Annotated in this window: 23 protein-coding genes and 1 tRNA gene; 17 read left to right on the plus strand and 7 right to left on the minus strand. The window is 66.0% G+C overall.

Features of this window, described 5'->3' with window-relative positions; genetic code table 11:
• Positions 1 to 21: 21 nt before the first annotated feature.
• Positions 22 to 909, minus strand: a complete 888-nt coding sequence (gene yedA / locus PNI01S_RS15640) for a drug/metabolite exporter YedA (protein WP_024766206.1) — start codon at positions 907 to 909, stop codon at positions 22 to 24.
• 178 nt (positions 910 to 1,087) lie between these two features.
• Here yedA and PNI01S_RS15645 point away from each other — a divergent pair, with 178 nt between their 5' ends.
• Entirely contained in the window at positions 1,088 to 1,534 is a 447-nt protein-coding gene (locus tag PNI01S_RS15645) for an Lrp/AsnC family transcriptional regulator (RefSeq protein WP_065085495.1), read from the plus strand.
• Positions 1,535 to 1,891: 357 nt separating this feature from the next.
• On the opposite strand, the gene PNI01S_RS15650 is transcribed toward PNI01S_RS15645, so the two are convergent.
• A complete protein-coding gene (locus PNI01S_RS15650) occupies positions 1,892 to 3,169 on the minus strand; it encodes an acetyl-CoA C-acetyltransferase (RefSeq protein ID WP_037017360.1) in 1,278 nt (425 codons plus the stop codon).
• Between the two features lie 168 nt (positions 3,170 to 3,337).
• Here PNI01S_RS15650 and PNI01S_RS15655 point away from each other — a divergent pair, with 168 nt between their 5' ends.
• Positions 3,338 to 4,693, plus strand: coding sequence for a 3-oxoacyl-ACP reductase (locus tag PNI01S_RS15655; RefSeq protein WP_084358557.1), 1,356 nt, complete (start codon positions 3,338 to 3,340; stop codon positions 4,691 to 4,693).
• A 226-nt stretch (positions 4,694 to 4,919) separates the two neighbouring features.
• Here PNI01S_RS15655 and PNI01S_RS15660 read toward each other — a convergent pair whose 3' ends face one another.
• The gene (locus PNI01S_RS15660) at positions 4,920 to 5,321 is read right to left on the minus strand and encodes an EF-hand domain-containing protein (RefSeq protein ID WP_084358558.1); all 402 of its coding nucleotides are present in this window, start codon (positions 5,319 to 5,321) and stop codon (positions 4,920 to 4,922) included.
• A gap of 63 nt (positions 5,322 to 5,384) precedes the next feature.
• Positions 5,385 to 6,392 carry an AraC family transcriptional regulator gene (locus tag PNI01S_RS15665; protein WP_084358559.1) on the minus strand — a complete coding sequence of 336 codons (1,008 nt, stop codon included), beginning with the start codon at positions 6,390 to 6,392 and terminating at the stop codon, positions 5,385 to 5,387.
• A 204-nt stretch (positions 6,393 to 6,596) separates the two neighbouring features.
• Here PNI01S_RS15665 and PNI01S_RS15670 point away from each other — a divergent pair, with 204 nt between their 5' ends.
• The 9 genes from PNI01S_RS15670 to PNI01S_RS15710 all read left to right on the plus strand — a co-directional run bounded on the left by PNI01S_RS15670 (position 6,597) and on the right by PNI01S_RS15710 (position 11,920).
• Positions 6,597 to 7,454: a MaoC family dehydratase gene (locus PNI01S_RS15670; RefSeq protein ID WP_084358560.1), complete on the plus strand. Its 858-nt coding sequence runs from the start codon at positions 6,597 to 6,599 to the stop codon at positions 7,452 to 7,454.
• Positions 7,455 to 7,501: 47 nt separating this feature from the next.
• Positions 7,502 to 7,819 carry a nucleotide pyrophosphohydrolase gene (locus PNI01S_RS15675; protein ID WP_024766201.1) on the plus strand — a complete coding sequence of 106 codons (318 nt, stop codon included), beginning with the start codon at positions 7,502 to 7,504 and terminating at the stop codon, positions 7,817 to 7,819.
• Positions 7,816 to 8,586: a methyltransferase gene (locus tag PNI01S_RS15680; protein WP_084358561.1), complete on the plus strand. Its 771-nt coding sequence runs from the start codon at positions 7,816 to 7,818 to the stop codon at positions 8,584 to 8,586. Before PNI01S_RS15675 ends, PNI01S_RS15680 begins: the two co-directional genes overlap by 4 nt.
• A gap of 53 nt (positions 8,587 to 8,639) precedes the next feature.
• On the plus strand, positions 8,640 to 9,236 hold the full coding sequence (locus tag PNI01S_RS15685; RefSeq protein ID WP_084358562.1) for a DUF4136 domain-containing protein: 597 nt from the start codon (positions 8,640 to 8,642) through the stop codon (positions 9,234 to 9,236).
• 116 nt (positions 9,237 to 9,352) lie between these two features.
• Positions 9,353 to 9,913 carry a DUF4136 domain-containing protein gene (locus PNI01S_RS15690; protein WP_037017378.1) on the plus strand — a complete coding sequence of 187 codons (561 nt, stop codon included), beginning with the start codon at positions 9,353 to 9,355 and terminating at the stop codon, positions 9,911 to 9,913.
• A 13-nt stretch (positions 9,914 to 9,926) separates the two neighbouring features.
• Positions 9,927 to 10,421 (plus strand): GNAT family N-acetyltransferase, encoded by a 495-nt coding sequence (locus PNI01S_RS15695; RefSeq protein ID WP_037017383.1) that lies wholly within the window; start codon positions 9,927 to 9,929, stop codon positions 10,419 to 10,421.
• Positions 10,408 to 10,782 carry a DsrE family protein gene (locus PNI01S_RS15700; protein WP_024766197.1) on the plus strand — a complete coding sequence of 125 codons (375 nt, stop codon included), beginning with the start codon at positions 10,408 to 10,410 and terminating at the stop codon, positions 10,780 to 10,782. Before PNI01S_RS15695 ends, PNI01S_RS15700 begins: the two co-directional genes overlap by 14 nt.
• Positions 10,779 to 11,240, plus strand: coding sequence for a glycine cleavage system protein H (locus PNI01S_RS15705; RefSeq protein ID WP_084358563.1), 462 nt, complete (start codon positions 10,779 to 10,781; stop codon positions 11,238 to 11,240). The genes PNI01S_RS15700 and PNI01S_RS15705 overlap by 4 nt, the downstream gene beginning before the upstream one ends.
• Positions 11,237 to 11,920, plus strand: coding sequence for a M15 family metallopeptidase (locus PNI01S_RS15710; protein ID WP_083196177.1), 684 nt, complete (start codon positions 11,237 to 11,239; stop codon positions 11,918 to 11,920). Before PNI01S_RS15705 ends, PNI01S_RS15710 begins: the two co-directional genes overlap by 4 nt.
• A 30-nt stretch (positions 11,921 to 11,950) precedes the next feature.
• On the opposite strand, the gene PNI01S_RS28455 is transcribed toward PNI01S_RS15710, so the two are convergent.
• Complete coding sequence (locus tag PNI01S_RS28455; RefSeq protein ID WP_084358564.1) at positions 11,951 to 12,433, minus strand: hypothetical protein; 483 nt, start codon at positions 12,431 to 12,433, stop codon at positions 11,951 to 11,953.
• A 179-nt stretch (positions 12,434 to 12,612) separates the two neighbouring features.
• Between PNI01S_RS28455 and PNI01S_RS15720 the strand changes: the two genes are divergently transcribed.
• From PNI01S_RS15720 to PNI01S_RS15735, 4 genes are all read left to right on the plus strand, one after another.
• Positions 12,613 to 13,050 carry an anti-virulence regulator CigR family protein gene (locus PNI01S_RS15720; RefSeq protein ID WP_024766193.1) on the plus strand — a complete coding sequence of 146 codons (438 nt, stop codon included), beginning with the start codon at positions 12,613 to 12,615 and terminating at the stop codon, positions 13,048 to 13,050.
• Positions 13,051 to 13,183: 133 nt separating this feature from the next.
• On the plus strand, positions 13,184 to 13,810 hold the full coding sequence (locus PNI01S_RS15725; protein WP_024766192.1) for a GrpB family protein: 627 nt from the start codon (positions 13,184 to 13,186) through the stop codon (positions 13,808 to 13,810).
• Between the two features lie 54 nt (positions 13,811 to 13,864).
• Positions 13,865 to 14,068 (plus strand): hypothetical protein, encoded by a 204-nt coding sequence (locus PNI01S_RS15730; protein ID WP_024766191.1) that lies wholly within the window; start codon positions 13,865 to 13,867, stop codon positions 14,066 to 14,068.
• An 82-nt stretch (positions 14,069 to 14,150) separates the two neighbouring features.
• On the plus strand, positions 14,151 to 14,372 hold the full coding sequence (locus PNI01S_RS15735; protein ID WP_024766190.1) for a DUF6434 domain-containing protein: 222 nt from the start codon (positions 14,151 to 14,153) through the stop codon (positions 14,370 to 14,372).
• Here PNI01S_RS15735 and PNI01S_RS15740 read toward each other — a convergent pair.
• Together PNI01S_RS15740 and PNI01S_RS15745 are read right to left on the minus strand one after the other, a co-directional pair.
• Complete coding sequence (locus PNI01S_RS15740; protein WP_024766189.1) at positions 14,369 to 14,779, minus strand: hypothetical protein; 411 nt, start codon at positions 14,777 to 14,779, stop codon at positions 14,369 to 14,371. The two genes, PNI01S_RS15735 and PNI01S_RS15740, sit on opposite strands and share 4 nt — an antisense overlap.
• A gap of 103 nt (positions 14,780 to 14,882) precedes the next feature.
• Positions 14,883 to 14,978 (minus strand) — tRNA-Sec (locus PNI01S_RS15745).
• 246 nt (positions 14,979 to 15,224) lie between these two features.
• Between PNI01S_RS15745 and PNI01S_RS15750 the strand changes: the two genes are divergently transcribed.
• Both PNI01S_RS15750 and PNI01S_RS15755 read left to right on the plus strand, forming a co-directional pair.
• Entirely contained in the window at positions 15,225 to 15,695 is a 471-nt protein-coding gene (locus PNI01S_RS15750) for a hypothetical protein (RefSeq protein WP_084358565.1), read from the plus strand.
• A 65-nt stretch (positions 15,696 to 15,760) separates the two neighbouring features.
• Positions 15,761 to 17,215, plus strand: a complete 1,455-nt coding sequence (locus tag PNI01S_RS15755; protein ID WP_084358566.1) for an alpha/beta hydrolase — start codon at positions 15,761 to 15,763, stop codon at positions 17,213 to 17,215.
• Positions 17,216 to 17,321: the final 106 nt, after the last annotated feature.

A 17,321-nucleotide genomic window follows, 5' to 3' on the forward strand; every position in this document is an offset into this window, starting at 1 on the left:
CGGGCGCTTTGCGTTCCGGGATCAGTTCGCGGGGCCGCGTCGCCACTGCGGCAGGCCGATCAAGACCACCGCGCTGATGATCACCGCCATCGCCAGGGATTCCGCCAGGCCGATGTGCTCGCCGGCGAATACCACGCCGAGCATGACCGCCACCGCCGGGTTGACGTAGGCGTAACTGGTCGCCGCCGCCGGGCGCACATTGGCCAGCAGGTACATGTAGGCGCTGAAGGCGATGATCGAGCCGAAGACCACCAGGTAGGCCAGCGCGCCCCAGCCGGCGGCGGTGGGCATCTGCTCCAGGCGCTCGCCGCTGAGCAGGCTGCCCAGCAGCAGCACGCCGCCACCCACCAGCATCTCCACCGCGCTGGCCATGGCGCCGGCGGGCAGGTCCAGGCGCCGGCTCCACACCGAGCCGAACGCCCAGGTGGCCGCCGCAAAGATGATCAGCGCCGCGCCCGCCGGGCTGCCCTGCAGGTTCGAGCCGAGGTTGAGCAGCACGATGCCGAGCAGGCCCAGGGCGATGCCGGCCCACTCCAGCGCGTTGGTCCTGTTGCCGAAGAAGCGCCCGAACACCAGGGTGAACAGCGGCACGGTTGCCACGGCCAACGCCGCCACACCCGAAGCCACGCCCCAGTGCTCGGCCACCGTCACCCCGCCATTGCCGCAGCTGAGCAGGAGGATGCCAATGGCGCCCGCCGACAAGCACTGCTTGAGGCTCGGCAGCGGCGCGCCGCGCCAGAGCATCCAGGCGAACAGGATCGCCCCGGCGATGATGAATCGGCAGCCGGCCATCAGCATCGGCGGCCAGGATTCCACGCCGATACGGATGACCAGGTAGGTCGAGCCCCAGATGAAATAGAGGGCGAAAAACGCGGCGATCAGGGTCAGGGAGACGCGGGCTCTGGGCATGGGCAGGGTGGTCATGAAAGGGGCTCGACAAGGCGGGTGGGGCGATTCATTTTATGCAGGCATCCACCCACGGATAAGGCACAGACAACGCCAATAGCGGCGTAACACTTTTCAATCGATGGATTTTCCGGTCATTTTCCGTTGAATCTGTTTTAACCCGAATGCCGAGGCAAGACTGATGGACAAATACGACCGCGCCCTGCTCGCCGCCCTGCTGGAAGACGGCCGCCTGTCCTTCGCCGAACTGGCCCGACGCATCAACCTCTCGCCTCCCGCCGTGGCCGACCGCGTGGCGCGCCTGGAGGCCGAAGGCGTGATCACCGGCTACCACGCCAGCGTAGACCTGTCGAAGATGGGCCGTTCGATCCAGTGCTTGATCGAACTGCGCCTGAACGACCATCGCAGCAAGACCATGCTCGACCCATTGCTGGAAATCCCGCAGATCATCGACTGCTACCGCATCACCGGCGAAGCCTGCGTGATGCTCAAGGTGGCGGTGAGCTGCACCCAGGAACTGGAAGAGCTGATCGACCGCCTCGCCCAGTTCGGCACCAGCAAGACTTCACTGGTGCTCTCCACGCCCTTCTCCCGGCGAATCCATCCGGCGATGTTGCAGGGTGGCTGAGGACCTTTCTAGAAGGCAATTGCAGGGGGAAGACTCTCTCCTACGGAAGCGACCTGGCGAGGCCCCGCTCGCCGCCTTTCTGTAGGAGCGAGCTTGCTCGCGAGCAGCCCGAACTTCGGCGTAACCGGTATTCGCGAGCAAGCTCGCTCCTACAGCTCTCTCGCAGTTTCGTAGGGCGCATAACGCGCCAGCGTTATCCGCCACTCCCCTATCGGCGGATAACCTGTTCCAGGTTATGCGCCCTACGCTCTGCTCTTCGTAGGATAAAAAAAGGCGGCGCCGCTCGCGCGGTGCCGCCTGAAGTCACGGAGTTGCTACATCGCGGGGCGGCGAAGAGGGCCGCCCCGTTGTATTGGATTACCGTTCGATGATCGCGGTCACACCCTGGCCGCCCGCGGCGCAGATCGAGATCAGCCCGCGCCCCTTGCCGGCGGCATCCAGCAGCTTGGCCAGGTTGGCGACGATGCGCCCGCCAGTGGCGGCAAACGGGTGGCCGGCTGCCAGCGAACTGCCCTTCACGTTGAGCTTGCTGCGGTCGATGGAACCCAGCGGCGCGTCCAACCCCAGGCGCTCCCTGCAGTAGTCCGCGTCTTCCCAGGCCTTGAGGGTGCACAGCACCTGGGCGGCGAAGGCTTCATGGATTTCATAGAAGTCGAAGTCCTGCAGGGTCAGGCCGTTGCGCGCCAGCAGGCGCGGCACTGCGTAAACCGGCGCCATCAACAGGCCTTCGTGGCCGCCGACGAAGTCCACCGCCGCTGCTTCGCCATCCTTGAAGTACGCCAGGATCGGCAGGCCCCGCGCCTTCGCCCACTCCTCGCTGGCCAGCAGCACCACGGAAGCGCCATCGGTCAGCGGCGTGGAGTTGGCCGCCGTCAGGGTACCGCGCGGGCCCTTCTCGAACACCGGCTTGAGGGTGCCGATCTTTTCCAGGTTGATATCCGGGCGCAGGTTCTGGTCGCGCACCAGGCCGCGAAACGGCGTCATCAGGTCGTTCTGCCAGCCCTCGTCGTAGGCGGCGGCCAGCTTGTGGTGGCTCTCGTAGGCCAGCTTGTCCTGCTCGTCGCGGGGGATGGCCCAGGTCTGCGCCATCAGCTCGCAGTGCTCGCCCATCGACAGCCCGGTGCGCGGCTCGCCGTTCTTCGGGATGTGCGGCATCAGGTGGCGCGGGCGGATCTTCAGCAGGCTTTTGATCTTCTCGGCGTTGGACTTGCCGCGGTTGGCTTCCAGCAGGATCTTGCGCAGCCCTTCGTTGACGCCGATGGGCGCATCGGAGGTGGTGTCCACGCCGCCGGCGATGCCGCAGTCGATCTGCCCGAGGGCGATCTTGTTGGCCACGAGAATCGCCGCTTCCAGGCCGGTACCGCAGGCCTGCTGGATGTCATAGGCCGGAGTTTCCGGCGCCAGGCGCGTGCCCAGCACGCACTCGCGGGTCAGGTTGAAGTCGCGCGAATGCTTGAGCACTGCGCCGGCGACCACCTCGCCCAGGCGCTCGCCGTGCAGCTTGTAGCGCTCGATCAGGCCGTCCAGCGCGGAGGTCAGCATCTCCTGGTTGCTCGCCGTGGAGTACAGGGTGTTGGAGCGGGCGAAGGGAATACGGTTGCCGCCGACGATGGCGACCCGGCGCAATTGGGTCATGCAGAGCTCCTGGATGGATGAGCGTTAAAGTGCGGTCAAGGCTAACCTTAGCCGCTTGTGTCGCATTGGCCGCCCCGCCGTTGCGCAGGTCAGCGCGGTCAATTGCGTCGAACCCCTGCCTGCGTAGAGTGGTCAGCACTTTAGAGAATCCGTTCAGGAGCCCGTTCCATGACCGATCGCTACATTGCCTTCGCCAACTCCAACGTCGGCCGCCGCCTGGTCGGCGCCCTCGGCCTGCCTGCGCCGGTTCGCCTGGAGCGCTGGAGCGCCGGGCGCACGCGGCCGGTGGATGGGGCGCTGCTGCTCGGTGGCGAGGGCAACCTGAACGAGGCCGTGCTGCCCTTCGCCGAGCGCCTGACCGATTCGATCTTCGCCTTCAGCGACGGCCAGTACGGCCTGCCGCGCTGGACCGCCGAGCACGGCCCCAAGCTCAAGGCCATCGTCTTCGATGCCAGCGGCCTGACCCGTTTCGAGCAGACGATCGAACTGCGCACCTTCTTCCAGGGCGCCCTCAAGGGCCTGGATAAATGCCCGCACGTGGTGATCCTCGGCCGCGCGCCGGAATCGATCAAAGACCCCATCGCCGCCAGCGTGCAGCGCAGCCTCGAAGGCTTCAGCCGCTCGCTCGGCAAGGAAATCCGCCGCGGCGGCAACGTGCAACTGGTGTATGTCGGCAAGGGAGCCGAGGACCAGCTCGAAGGTGCATTGCGCTTCTTCCTTTCGCCAAAGAGCGCGTATGTCTCCGGGCAGGTCGTGCGCCTGTCTGCCTACGACAAGCAGGTGCAGGACTGGAGCCGCCCGCTGGTGGGCAAGCGCGCACTGGTGACCGGCGCCGCTCGCGGTATCGGTGCGGCCATTGCCGAGACCCTGGCCCGTGACGGCGCCGAGGTGGTGCTGCTGGATGTGCCACCGGCCAAGGACGCGCTCGACGCCCTCGCCGCGCGCCTGGGTGGCCGTGGCGTGGCGCTGGATATCTGCGCCGCTGATGCTGGAGAGCAACTGGTGGCGGCGCTGCCCGATGGCGTCGATATCGTGGTGCACAACGCCGGCATCACCCGCGACAAGACCGTCGCCAAGATGAGCGAAGCGTTCTGGAATTCGGTGATCGAGGTGAACCTCAAGGCGCCGCAGGTGCTGACCCAGGCCCTGCTGGACGCGAACAAGCTGCATGACGATGGCCGCGTGGTGCTGCTCGCCTCCATCAGCGGCATCGCCGGCAACATGGGCCAGACCAACTACGCGGTGAGCAAGGCCGGCCTGATCGGCCTGGCGCAGGCCTGGGCGCCGGCGCTGGGCAAGAAGGGCATCAGCATCAACGCGGTGGCACCGGGCTTCATCGAAACCCAGATGACCGCCGCCATCCCGTTGACCATTCGCGAGGCCGGCCGACGGATGAACTCCATGGGCCAGGGCGGCCTGCCGCAGGACGTCGCCGAAGCGGTGGCCTGGTTCGCCCAGCCGGGCTCCGGCGCGGTGAGCGGCCAGGTGCTGCGGGTGTGTGGGCAGAGTCTGCTGGGCGCCTGATCCGCTCCAATTGACTCCATCTGCAGGATGGCGTGGAGCGAAGCGATACCCACCAATCCCTGCAACAGCATGGGTATCGCTTGGGCTCCACCCATCCTACGAACCACGCCACAGGCCGTAGGGCGGATAACGCTGGCGCGTTATTCGCCCTCCATAAAGCCGCTCTCCCCTGCCCCGCCATGCTCTCGATCCAGCCATCAAACCGGTCATCTGTCGCGCCGGCCGGTCAATGTCGCGCCGCGATCAACTCGCGAAACTCCTCCGCGCTCACCCGGTGGTCGCCATCGCGGTCCGCGCGCACGATCAACGCCGGCTCCTGGGTCATGAACTCCGCCTGGCTGACCTTGCCGTCACCGTCATGGTCCGGCCAGGCGATGGCATTGGGCGAGACCTGCACGCTGGGATTTGGCGGCGTCACTTCCTCGCGGGTCAGCAAGCCGTCCTGATTACGGTCCAGCCGGTGGAACATGCGCACGCGCATCGGCGCCATGTCGCTGGCCTCGATGTAACCGTCGCCGTTGGCATCCAGGCGGGAGAATGCCGTTTCGCCCATTTCTCCCGCAAAGGCGCAGGGCGCGGACAACAGAGCGGCGGACAGCAGGAAGGCGTGGCGGATTCGGCTTTGCATCGGTGATTCCAAGGTGGGACTGACCGGCAAAGCCTATCCACAGGCGGGCTCGAAAGGGTTCGATCACTCCGCCGGCTGTTGCGGGCGACCGCGGCGGCGGAACTCCACGGGGGTCTCGCCGACCCAGCGCTTGAAGGCACGGTAGAAGGTGCTGGGCTCGGAAAAGCCGGTCCGCTCGACGATCACCTCGATGCGCTCGTCGGTCTTGAGCAGCAGCTCCTTGGCCAGGCGACAGCGGTAGTCGGTCACCAGGTCATTGAAACGCACTCCCGCCATGGCCAGGCGTTCGCGCAGGCGGCGGGCCGGCATGTCCAGCCGCGCGGCGACCTGTTCCAGCGTTGCGCCGCCATCCACCAGCAGCACGCCGATCAGCTCGCGTACCTTGCGCACCAGGTCCAAGCGTTCCACTTCCGCCAGTTGCCGGCGCGCCAGCGACTCGTGCATGCGCAGCAACTCGGGGGCGGCATGGCGCGAGGCCTTGTCCAGCACGGCGGCGTCGAAGACCAACGCATAACGCTCGGCCCCCAGCACGGCGGGGCAGCCGTAGACTTCACGGTAACGCCCGGCCGGCGCGCCTTCCGCATGCATCAGCTGCACTTCGTGGGGCTTGAAGTCACCTTCGGTGAGGGCGTGGAACAGGCGCACGACCGCACCGGCCAGCATTTCGGGAAAGTGCCGGTTGGTCCCGGCGCTGTGGCCGAGCAGTAGCACGGCCTTCTCGCCCTCGACTTCCAGGCGAGCGTTGAGGGTGTCGGAGAGCAGGCGCACGTAACGCAGGGCATGGCGCAACCCTTCGCCGAACGTGGCGCTGGACAGGAACAGGTATTCCAGCAGCAAGCCATGGAATGCGGGCAGGTGTCCGGCCAGGTAGAGGCCGACATGCTCTTCGCCGCACTCTTCGGCGGCGGCTTTCCAGAACAGGTTCTGAGCGCTGTGGGGGAATCGTCCGGCAGGCAGGCTGCCAGCGGGCAGGCCGACGCGGGCCAGCACGCGGTCGGGGTCGGTACCGCTGGCGCGCAGGGCGTCGATCACCGGGCGCATCAGCGCCACATCGTCGGTCAGATCACGCATGGTGTTTTTTCTAGTTATCCATGGGGCGGGCCCATCTTAGGCAGCTTTCTTATCGCCCCTCAAGAGAATCAGGAAGCAGGTTGAGGGAAATATCCAGGCAATGGCGGGTCAGATTGACTTGCCTGCCGCGCGCCGCGTTGCCACGGCCAATGCCTGGGGCCGAGCACTGGCTAAGCTGAATGAATGCCCCTCAGGAGATACCCGATGCCCCGCGATTGGCTCGACCTGTCCGCCCCACCCGCCCTCACCGGCCTGTTCGTTCGCGCGGCGCTGCGCCGTGGCGTGCGTGGCCGCAGCCTGCCAACCCGCGGCGTGCGCTGCCCGGTCACGGTCGACCCGAAGCAGCTGGAGCGCTACCGCAAGGTCTGCGGTTTCACCGATAACCACCTGTTGCCGCCTACCTATCCGCACATCCTCGCCTTTGGCCTGCAGATGGGACTGCTCACCGACGCGAGCTTCCCGTTCCCGCTGCTGGGCCTGGTACACCTGGAAAACCGTATCAGCGTGTTGCGGCCGCTGGGCGGGCTGGGCCCCTTCAACGTCAGCGTGCGGGTGGTGGACCTGCAGCCCCACGAGAAAGGCGTGACCTTCAGCATCATCACCCAGCTGCACGACCAGCTCGGCCTGCTCTGGGAAGGCGACAGCCGCATCCTGTTCCGCGGCATGCGCCTGGACGGCTCGCCAGCGGCGCGCCACGAAGAGGCCGAGTTGCCGTTGCAGCAGATCGACGCGTGGAACTGCCCGGCGGACATCGGCCGGCGTTACGCCCGCGTCGCCGGCGACTACAACCCGATCCACCTGTCGGCTGCCAGCGCAAAACTGTTCGGCTTCCCTCGCGCCATCGCCCACGGCCTGTGGAACAAGGCGCGCAGCCTGGCCGCCCTGGGCGAGCGCCTGCCGGCCGCCGGTTATCGGGTCGATGTGCGCTTCCAGAAGCCCGTCCTGCTGCCCTCCTCCGTCACCCTGCTGGCCAGCGAGCCCGCGCCTGTCGGGCAATTCAGCCTGCGCGGCAGGGACGACCTGCCGCATATGGCCGGCAGCTGGGGCCCGCTGGACGTTTGAAGCGCCAGGCTTGAAGCTATGGGGCTGACGCTGGAGCCCCATCTGCAATGAACCTCGAAGCCATCACCGCACGCCTGCACGCCATCCGCGACCACAACGACTGGAGTCGCTTCCACAGCCCGAAGAACCTGGCCATGGCGGCCAGCGTGGAAATGGCCGAACTGGTGGAAATCTTCCAGTGGCTGCGCGAGGACGAATCGCGCCAGTTGCCACCGGAGAAACTCGCCCACGCCGGCCAGGAGGTCGGCGATATCGTGCTCTACCTGCTGCTGATGTGCGCAGAACTGGGCATCGACATGAACCAGGCGGTACTCGCCAAGCTGGCCGACAGCGAACGGCGCTTCATCGAAGGAGGCGCCAAGTGAGCGAATCCCCGAAGACCGGCGACCGTCACTTCGACGAACTGGCCACCCGCTTTGCCGAGAAGATCTACGGCGGCGCCAAGGGCGCCATCCGCCTCGCCGTGCTCCAGGCCGACCTGGCCGAAGCCTTGCCCGATCGCCCGCTGCGGGTACTCGACATCGGCGCGGGCCTGGGCCACATGTCGCTGTGGTTGGCCGGGCGCGGCCATGAAGTCACCCTCGCCGAACCGGCCGCACCGATGCTCGTGGCCGCGCGCCAGCGTTTCGAGGAAGCGGGTCTGAACGCCACCTTCATCGAGGCTCCCTGGCAGGACCTGCTCGGCCAGCTCAACGAGGCCTACGACCTGGTGGTCTGCCACGCGGTGCTGGAGTGGCTGGCCGAGCCGCTGGCTATCCTCCCCGTGCTGCACCAACTGACCCGCGCCGATGGCTGGCTGTCCCTGGCCTTCTACAACCGTGATGCACTGATCTACCGCAACCTGCTCAAGGGGCATTTCCGCAAGCTGCGCAAGAACCGCTTCGCCGGCGAGGGCCAAAGCCTGACCCCGCAGGAACCGCTCGATCCGCGCGTACTGGAGGCCGCCATGGCCGGTCACTGGAGCATCGAGGCGCGCAGCGGCGTGCGGGTGTTCCACGACTACATGCCGGTGGAGTTCCAGCACAAGGCCGAGCCGCTGGACCTGGTGGAGATGGAACTGCAATACCGTCGACATCCTGCCTTCGCCGGCCTCGGCCGCTACCTGCACTGGCTGTGCCGGCCACAGGATTAGGTGCATAGTTGCCACTGCGCACGCCAATCGAAGTGAGCGTGCGGGAGTCCGTCATGCTGCGTCATCTGCTGGTCCTGCCACTGTTCGCCGCCCTCGCCGCCTGCCAGGGCCAGAACCCCTACACCGCCACCTCGCTGCCGATGCCTCCGGCCCCCGCGCAGGCGGCCAATCCCGGTCTCGATCCGGGCAGCTATCCCGCGCCGCCGCTGGACTACGGGCGCTTCCGCTCGTGGAGCTGGATGGACGGCACCGGCTTCGGTGGCCCGCTGCAGGATGCCGTCAGTGAGGCACTGGATCAGCGCGGCCTGCGCCCGGCTCGCCCGAATACGCCGGCGGACCTGACCGTCAGCGCCCATCTATCCAGCGAGCAGCGCACCCGCCAGACCACCGACTACTACAACGGCGGTTACTACGGCGGCTACGGCCGCTGGAACGACCCGTGGTATGGCGGCTACGGCGCCTCCTACCCGGTCACCCGCACCTACGTGGTCACCGTCAGCGTGGTGCACATCGCGCTCTTCGATGCGCAGAACCGCCAGCAGGTATGGAGCGGCAGCGCCGAGTACGAAGACGGCAGCAGCCAGGCCGACCAGGCCCGCGCGCTGCGCGAAGCCGCGCGCAAGGCCATGGACGGTTACCCGCCGGGCTGATCGCCGGCTGGCCGGAAACCTTGCCAGAATTCATCCTTCGCGCCGCGACCCCTCTGCCGCTTGCCTTTGCGCGGACTCTGCGCTTGGATGAAAGCTCTGTCAGGAGTAATCCAACCATGATCCGCCGTTTGCTGCTCTTAGGCCTGCTGCTCGGCCTCGCCGCCTGCGAAACCACCAGTGTCAGCCGCGACTACGACACCACCCGCGACTTCTCGCGCTACCAGACCTGGAGCTGGGCTCAGCCAGCGTTCGAATACCGCCCGGATGACCCACGCATCAAGAGCGACCTCACCGAGCAACGCATCAGCGATGCGGTTGCCGACCAGTTCGACCAGCGCGGCCTGCGCAAGGCCCAGGACGGCAACCCGGGCGATGTGAAGATCCGCGCCTACCTGATCGTCGACCAGCGCCAGGACCAGGTGACCACCTACACCGGCGGCTACTGGGGCGGTTACTGGGGTGGCTACTGGGGCCCGCCGCCCATGGCCGAGACCCGCAGCGTGACCTACAAGGTCGCCACCATCCAGGTCGACATGCTCGACGGCAAGGACGGCAAGCTGGTCTGGCGCGGCAGCGGCGAGCAGATCATGCGCAGCAGCCCACCGACGCCCGCCGAGCGCGAAGCGGCAATCCGCGAGACGGTGCAGAAGATCATCGCCCAGTACCCGCCGCACTGAGTCTGGTGAGCACGTGAAGCAACCCGCCCTGCAACACCGCCCCGCCCTCGCCGACGACCTCGGCGAGGTGGTCGGCTTTCCCCGGGACGCCGACGAACTCTTCTACTGCTACCCCAAGGCGAGCTGGCCGTTGACCATCGGCCAGCTCGCCGCCGCCATGGCCGAACGGCGCGCAAGCACCGTGGCGCTGCTCGATGGCCGGGTCGCAGGCTTCGCCAACTTCTACCAGTGGCAAGCCAATGAGTCCTGCGCGCTGGGTAACATGATGGTCGCGCCGTGGGCACGGCGCAGCGGCGTGGCGCAGTACCTGATCGAGGTCATGGAGCATCTCGCCCGCGACCAGTACAAGGCACAGGTCATGAAAGTGTCCTGCTTCAACGCCAACGCCGCCGGCCTGCTGCTTTACGCACGCCTGGGCTATCGGCCGCAGGGCATCGTCGAGCGCGCCGACCCGCAAGGCCGGCGCGTCGCCCTGGTCCAACTGGAGAAATCCCTTGTCCACGCCTGAAGTCCAGCGGGTGCTGATCATCGTCAGCAGCGGCCCGAGCACCCCGGCGCGCTGCGCCGCGCCTTTCTACACCGCCACGCTGCTGGCCTGCATGGACGCACAGGTCACCCTGTTCCTCAGTGGCGAAGGCACGCGCCTGGCCTTTCAGGACATCGCCGATCACCTTTATGCCGCGGAGGGTGGCGAGCCCATCAGCCATTTCATCCAGCAGGCCAAGGAAGCCGGCGCGCGCCTGCTGATGTGCCGCGCACCGGGTATCAGCATCGATGAGAGCCGACTGATCGAAGAGGTCGACGAGATCGCCAGCGGCGGCGAGATGGCGCGCATGATCCTCGAGTATGACCGGGTACTGACCCTGTGAAACTGCACGGCCTCGAATTCCCGGATCAGCTGCTCTACGCCCCCGAGTACAACCTCTGGCTGCGCGAGGAAGAAAGCGGCGCCGTCACACTCGGCCTCACCTCATACGGCTGTGCGATCTACGGGCAGATATTCGCCTTCACCCCCAAGCGCGATGGCTGGCACATCGATTGCGACCGCAGCTTCGGCGTGGTGGAGTTCGCCAAGGCTGCTTCCTCGGCGCGCAGCCCGCTGGACGGTACCGTTCTCGCCAGCAACGAAGCCGTGGTGCGTCGCCCCGGCCTGATCAACCAGGACTGCTACGGCGAGGGCTGGATGGTGCGCCTGAAGCCCGACGACTGGGCCAGCGCCCGTGGCCGTTTCCTGTACGGCGAGGCCGCGCTGAAAGCCTTCGAGCAGCGCATGCACCTGGACAATTTCGACCCGGATGACGACGGGGTCCAGGCGCTGCGCCCATGAGCCGGGAAGGCAGATGCCTCGCGCTACTGCTCTGCCTGCTGGCCAGCCCGGCACTGTATGCAGACCAGCCCACGCAGGACGGCTTCGTCTATCTCGACCAGGTACTGAAATCCGCGCGCTATGAGGTGCGCTACGCCGGCGCCGACAACTTCGTCGGCGAGCCCATCGACGGTTACCAGAAAGCGCGGATCATCCTGACCCGCGAAGCAGCCAGCGCATTGGCGGCGGTGGAGAAGGACGTCGCCCTGAGCGGCCTGGCACTGAAGATCTTCGATGGCTATCGCCCGCAGCGCGCCGTGGATGAGTTCCGCCGCTGGGCCGCCGACCCGCAGGACATTCGCCAGAAGGCCCGCTATTACCCCGCGCTGGACAAGCCTGCACTGTTCCGCGACGGCTATATCGCTAAGCATTCCGGCCACTCCCGCGGCAGCACCGTCGACCTCACGCTGGTGGACTCCAGCTCCGGGGAAGAACTGGACATGGGCAGCCCGTTCGACTTCTTCGGGCCCATCTCCCATCACGGCACCGCGCTGGTCAGCGTGCAGCAGACGCGCAACCGAGAAACCCTGCGCCAGGCCATGCTGCGCCACGGCTTCGAGCCTTATGGCGCCGAGTGGTGGCACTACACCCTGAAGGCCGAGCCCTACCCGAAGACCTACTTCGATTTCCCGGTGCAGTAAGCGATAGCGGCCTTCCCTGGCCGCGGGAAATCAATCGTCGTCGTGCTTGCTGGAGTTGTCGCCAGCGCCGTCCAGTCCCTTGGTGTTGTGGGTGCCCGGCGTCGTCGCGGAAATCGCCGTCGCCTTGGACAGGCCACGGGTGTCCTTGGAATGCGCCACCGAGGAAGTCGTCTGGCCGTGGCCCTTGCTGTCGTTCTTGGTGCTGCCGTAGTGATTACCGCTCAGGCCATGGTCGCGGGTGGCCTTGCCGGCATGCTCGCCGCCATCGTTCGCGCCATTGCTGTTGCTGCCGTGGTTACCGCCGGGGCCGCCCTTGCCGCCGCCATGGCCACCACCGTTGCCGCCGGCATTGCCACCGCCGTGACCGCCGCCATTACCACCACCGTTTCCACCACCGCCACCGCCACCGCCTTTGGCATAGACCGAACCGATCGGCGAGAGGTCGGCGGGCAGCAAGGCTGTCGTGCCGAGTGCGAATGCACAGGCTACCGCAACAACCAGGGACATTTTCATCTTGTTATCGCCTCCAGGGGCGGGGGGTTGAGATACCTGTATGACTTGCTGCAGCCCCCGCAGTTCGGGGCCTGCCGACGAAATGCCAGCACGCCGGTGCCAACTCCATCGCTGCCGCGGTAGCGTCATAACGGCTACGCTGTACCTCACAGGAACTTAAACATGGAAGCAACACGGATATGTCCAGACTCAACACCCTCTTGGCTGCCGTCATCGGCTTCACGCTGCTGGGTAGCAGCCCACTGCTATTGGCCGACCCGGGCAAGAACAAGGGGCACGGCAACAACGCTCAGCACGGCAATCGGGGCAACGCCGGCCAGGGCGGCAACAACTGGCAGGGCGACGGCCCGAGCATCGACGTCAGCGGCGTGCAGGTCATCCTCAACGACAACCGCAACTACTGGAATCCGGGCGCCACGCTACCGCCGGGCATCCAGAAGAACCTCGCGCGCGGCAAGCCTCTGCCACCAGGCATCGCGAAGAAGCTCGACGGTCGCCTGATCGGCCGTCTGCCCCACTACGACGGCTACGAGTGGCAGCAGGCAGGCACCGACCTGCTGCTGGTGACCATCGCCACCGGCGTCATCTACGAAGTGCTGCATAACGTGCTGGATTGATTGGTTTGAGCTGCAGGAGAGGGTGATGCCGCGATCGCGACCACGGGGCGCTCCTGCAGGATTGACTCGGAACTCCGTCGGCCCGATCAGCCTCCAATCCTCGCCCTCCCACCGCTATCGCCGGAGTTTCCACATGAGCCCGCAAGCCCCCGAATTCGACGGCCAGCGCTGGAGCAACGCCGAAGACGACCGCATCGAAGTCGTTGCAGCCGATCCCCATTGGCCACAACGATTCGCCGAGGAAGCCGCCGCCATCGCCCAACAGGTCGAGCTCCCCGGTCTGGGTATCGAGCACATCGGCAGCACCGCCGTACCGGGGATGGATGCCAAGCCGATCATCGACATCCTCCTGCTGCCGCCGCCGGGCAGCGACCCGCACCGGCTCATCGAACCGCTGCAAGTGCTGGGTTATCAGTACTGGGCGGAGAATCCCGACACCTCGCGACTGTTCTTCGTCAAAGGCATGCCGCCGCTGGGCAGCGGGCGCACCCATCATGTCCACGTCATGGAGCTGAACGAAGCCTCGCGGCGACTGCTGTTCCGCGACTGGCTGCGCACCCACCCCGACGACGCCCGACTCTACGCGCAGGTGAAACACGACCTGGCACAGCGCTTCCCCACCGACCGCGACGCCTACACCGAAGGCAAGGACGAGGTCGTCGCGCAGATACTGGGGCGCGCGCTCAACCCGCCGGAGCACCACCGCGACGGCGACGCAGCCCACGGCGGCGAAATCCAGGGACCGGACAGCCGGCGTTAATCCGCCGTTAATCCAGCCGGCCGAAGCTCGGGGCTCCCCTCAGGAGGAAGTCCCATGCTCAAGCTCTCCGTGGTCACCTTCGCCTGCTTCACCCTGGTCGGCTGCGCCGACGCCCCGCACTACAACCACTTCGGTGCCATCGAATCGCCCGTGCGCGAATCCTTCGGCGAAGACAACCTCGAACGCCAGCCCACCCGCGTGCGCCTGCAAAGCGACGATTATTCGGCGCAGCAACAGCGGATGATGTGGGGCCAGTGACGTCGCAACACCTCGGCAGACCGCGCCAGCGGCTGCCGAGTGCGCTATAACGGCAACTCCCCAAGGCACAGGAATCGACGCCATGGCCTTCGACTGGCACAGCGCCCCGATCACCCGGCAGACCCCGCTGGATAGCCACTACCGCAACACCCAGAACGTCCGCCGCTTCATGACCCAGCACTGCGGCGACGACTTCCATTTCGACCGCGCCTTCATGACCTGGATACGCAGCGGCGCGCCAGCGGACATGGGCGCGGTGGTCGATGAGTGGCGGCGGCGCAGGGGCTGCGCGACCACTCGTTAACAACCGATCCACAGAGTAAAGCGGCCGTCGCGAATGGGCATGGCGCCCCGTACAACGCTGTAACGCACGGGCAGGACCCCACCCGCTCCGACGCCCAGACGATCAGCCAGCGCCAGTACTTCTTCGAAGGACACTTCCGGCAGGTACTTGTTGAAGGAGAAACTTTCTCCGCCAATCAGCACCTGCAGCGCGTAGACGTCATCGCGCTCTGCGTCATAAGCCATCAAGCCCTGTAGCTGAGCACCGGACGGTAATCGAAACAATGCGCGAACAAGCAAGGGGCCCAATTGCCCGGCCTGAGTCGCCATCAGCGGGATCAGAAAACATTCTTCCCGTCGCCCATCCTGCAACCGCCAAAGATCGCCCAACTCCAGGTGCTCTTCGGTGAACTGGTCCAGCCTGACCATGGCCAGAGCCCTCCTGACGGCGCAGCCTTGATGATCCCAGGCAGACAATAGCTCATGCCTGCTCAGCCTGTGCCGAGGGCGGAAGAAGTCGAAACTGGGGAATTGGCGGAAGGCAGTGAGAGTCGAACTCACCCAGGAACGGCTGCCGTCCCCCACCGGGTTTGAAGCCCGGCCACGCCACCGGGCGTGATTGCCTTCCCTGGTCAGAAGCCGGCTGCGCAAATGCAGCGGCGAAAGCGGGAGCCCGGATGTTGCCATTGTTGCCACGCTGGATGCCAGCGCAGTGATGCCGCAGCGCTGGCTGGAACGTGACGCCATTCCCCGCAGTCCGTCATACAAATATGGCCAAGTACAATCAAATTGCTATTTAATGGCCAGAAAAAGACGGCAATCTGGCTGCCCGTGCTCTAACCTCGCTAGCAGTAACCCAGGGAGCTATAACGGCATGAAGCCCACTCTACCTATCCTCGAGATTTGCCCACATCAGGGCATCGGCCCGGTCTGTCTGGGCGACACGCGAGCCATGGCGCGCGACGCGCTGGCTGCCGCCGGTTTCCCGCTGGAATCGTCCAACGGGCCAACGGACTACTTCTGCCAGGCGGCGATCCAGGCCGAATGCGATGAGCAAGGGCTGGTCTGGTTCATCGGTATCTCCCAGAACGAGCGATACCTCGCTCGCTACCAGGGTGTGGACGTGTTTTCGCTGTCAGCCGGCGATCTGTTCTCGTTGATCGCCTCGACGGATGACTCCGGCGCCCACGAATTCACCGACAGTGAATACCTGTTCCCCGGCCAGATCATCACGTTGTGGGATGCGGACGAACAATACGACCGCCAGGGCAACGAGACGCGCCCCGTCTGGGCCCAGGTGGGCATCGGCAACTCCGCTTATGCCGAAGCGATCGCGGCCATTTGAGCCACTGGCGGACTTTGTGGCGCCTGGGGCTCTATGCTTGTCCCGCACGCTGACAAGGGAACTCCATGCTGAACGCCAAACTCACCAGGGCACTGCTCTGGGTAGTCATCGTCATCCTCGCCATCGTCGTACTGGCACTGGGGCTGCGGGTCGCCGCGCTGCGCAACATCCCGCCGCTGGAGCCCTGGCATACCTGGGTACCGAACGACCTGCGCAGCAACGAAATCGACCACCTGGACTGGACCGGTTACCTGGCCGCCGAAGACAGGCTCATGCAGGCCATGCGCAAGGAAATGGCGGCCAGCCTGCAGCCCTTCGAGCGGGTGGCCTACAACCGCTATTTCGATAAGAGCGAGGTCTACCCCGGCCACTTCGCCACCGACTGGAACCGTTCCTACGAGATGCATCCAGCCGGCGAAGTGCGCGGCGCGGCAGTGCTGTTGCATGGGCTGACCGATTCACCCTATAGCCTGCGCCACCTGGGCGAGCACCTGCGGCAACAGGGTTTCGTGGTCATCGCGATCCGCATGCCGGGCCACGGCACGGTACCCGCCGGGCTGACCGATGCGGACTGGGAAGACTGGATGGCCGCCACCCGGCTGGCTGTGCGCGAGGCATCAGCGCGATTGCCCAAGGGCGCACCGCTGCTGATGGTGGGCTTCTCCAACGGTGGCGCACTGGCGATGAAGTACAGCCTGGATGCACTGGACGACGCGAGCCTGGTCATGCCGAAGCAACTGGTGCTGATCTCGCCGATGATCGGCGTCACCCGTTACGCCCAGTTCGCCGGGTTCGCCGGTTTGCCAGCGCTATTGCCGGCCTTCGCCAAGGCGGCGTGGCTCAACGTACTCCCGGAGTTCAACCCCTTCAAATACAACTCCTTCCCCATCGCCGCAGCACGCCAGACGGTGGAGTTGACCGACGCTGTCCAGCGCAGTCTGGAGAGCGCCAATCGCCGCGGCAGCCTCGCTCGCCTGCCATCGATCCTCACGTTCCAGTCCCTGGCCGATAGCACCGTCAGCACTCCAGCGGTGATCAGCAACCTGTACGACCGGCTGCCGGACAACGGTAGCGAACTGGTGCTGTTCGACCTCAACCGCTCGCTGAACTACGGCCCACTGCTGCGCCCGGAAATGGCCACACTGGGCGACCGCCTGCTGCCGGAGCGCCAGCGCAACTACGACCTGACGGTAATCTCCAACAGCCCGCTGGGCAGCCAGGTTGCAGCTCTGCATACGCCTGCCCACAGCCAGCGACAGGAGAGCCAGCCGCTGGCGGCGAGCTACCCATCGGACCTGTTCTCCCTGTCCCACGTGGCGCTGCCCTTCCCGCCCAACGATGCGCTGTATGGCCAGCACCCGGACCCATCGGAAGACTTCGGCATCCACCTGGGCACCCTCACGCCCCGCGGTGAGCGGGGCGTACTGATCGTCGGACTGGACCTGTTCCAGCGCGTGACGTCCAACCCGTTCTATGACTACCTCGTGCAACGGGTGGATCAGGTTTTGCCATCACGCTAACGCCCGCCCATGCCCGGCAAGGCGGCGGTCAGCTGTCGGTGATAAACCGCCGAATCAGCCAGGAACGCATTGGGCCCACTTCCCGCAAGAGAACAAGGCTATCGAA

Source organism: Pseudomonas nitroreducens NBRC 12694 (assembly GCF_002091755.1).
Lineage (GTDB): Bacteria > Pseudomonadota > Gammaproteobacteria > Pseudomonadales > Pseudomonadaceae > Pseudomonas > Pseudomonas nitroreducens.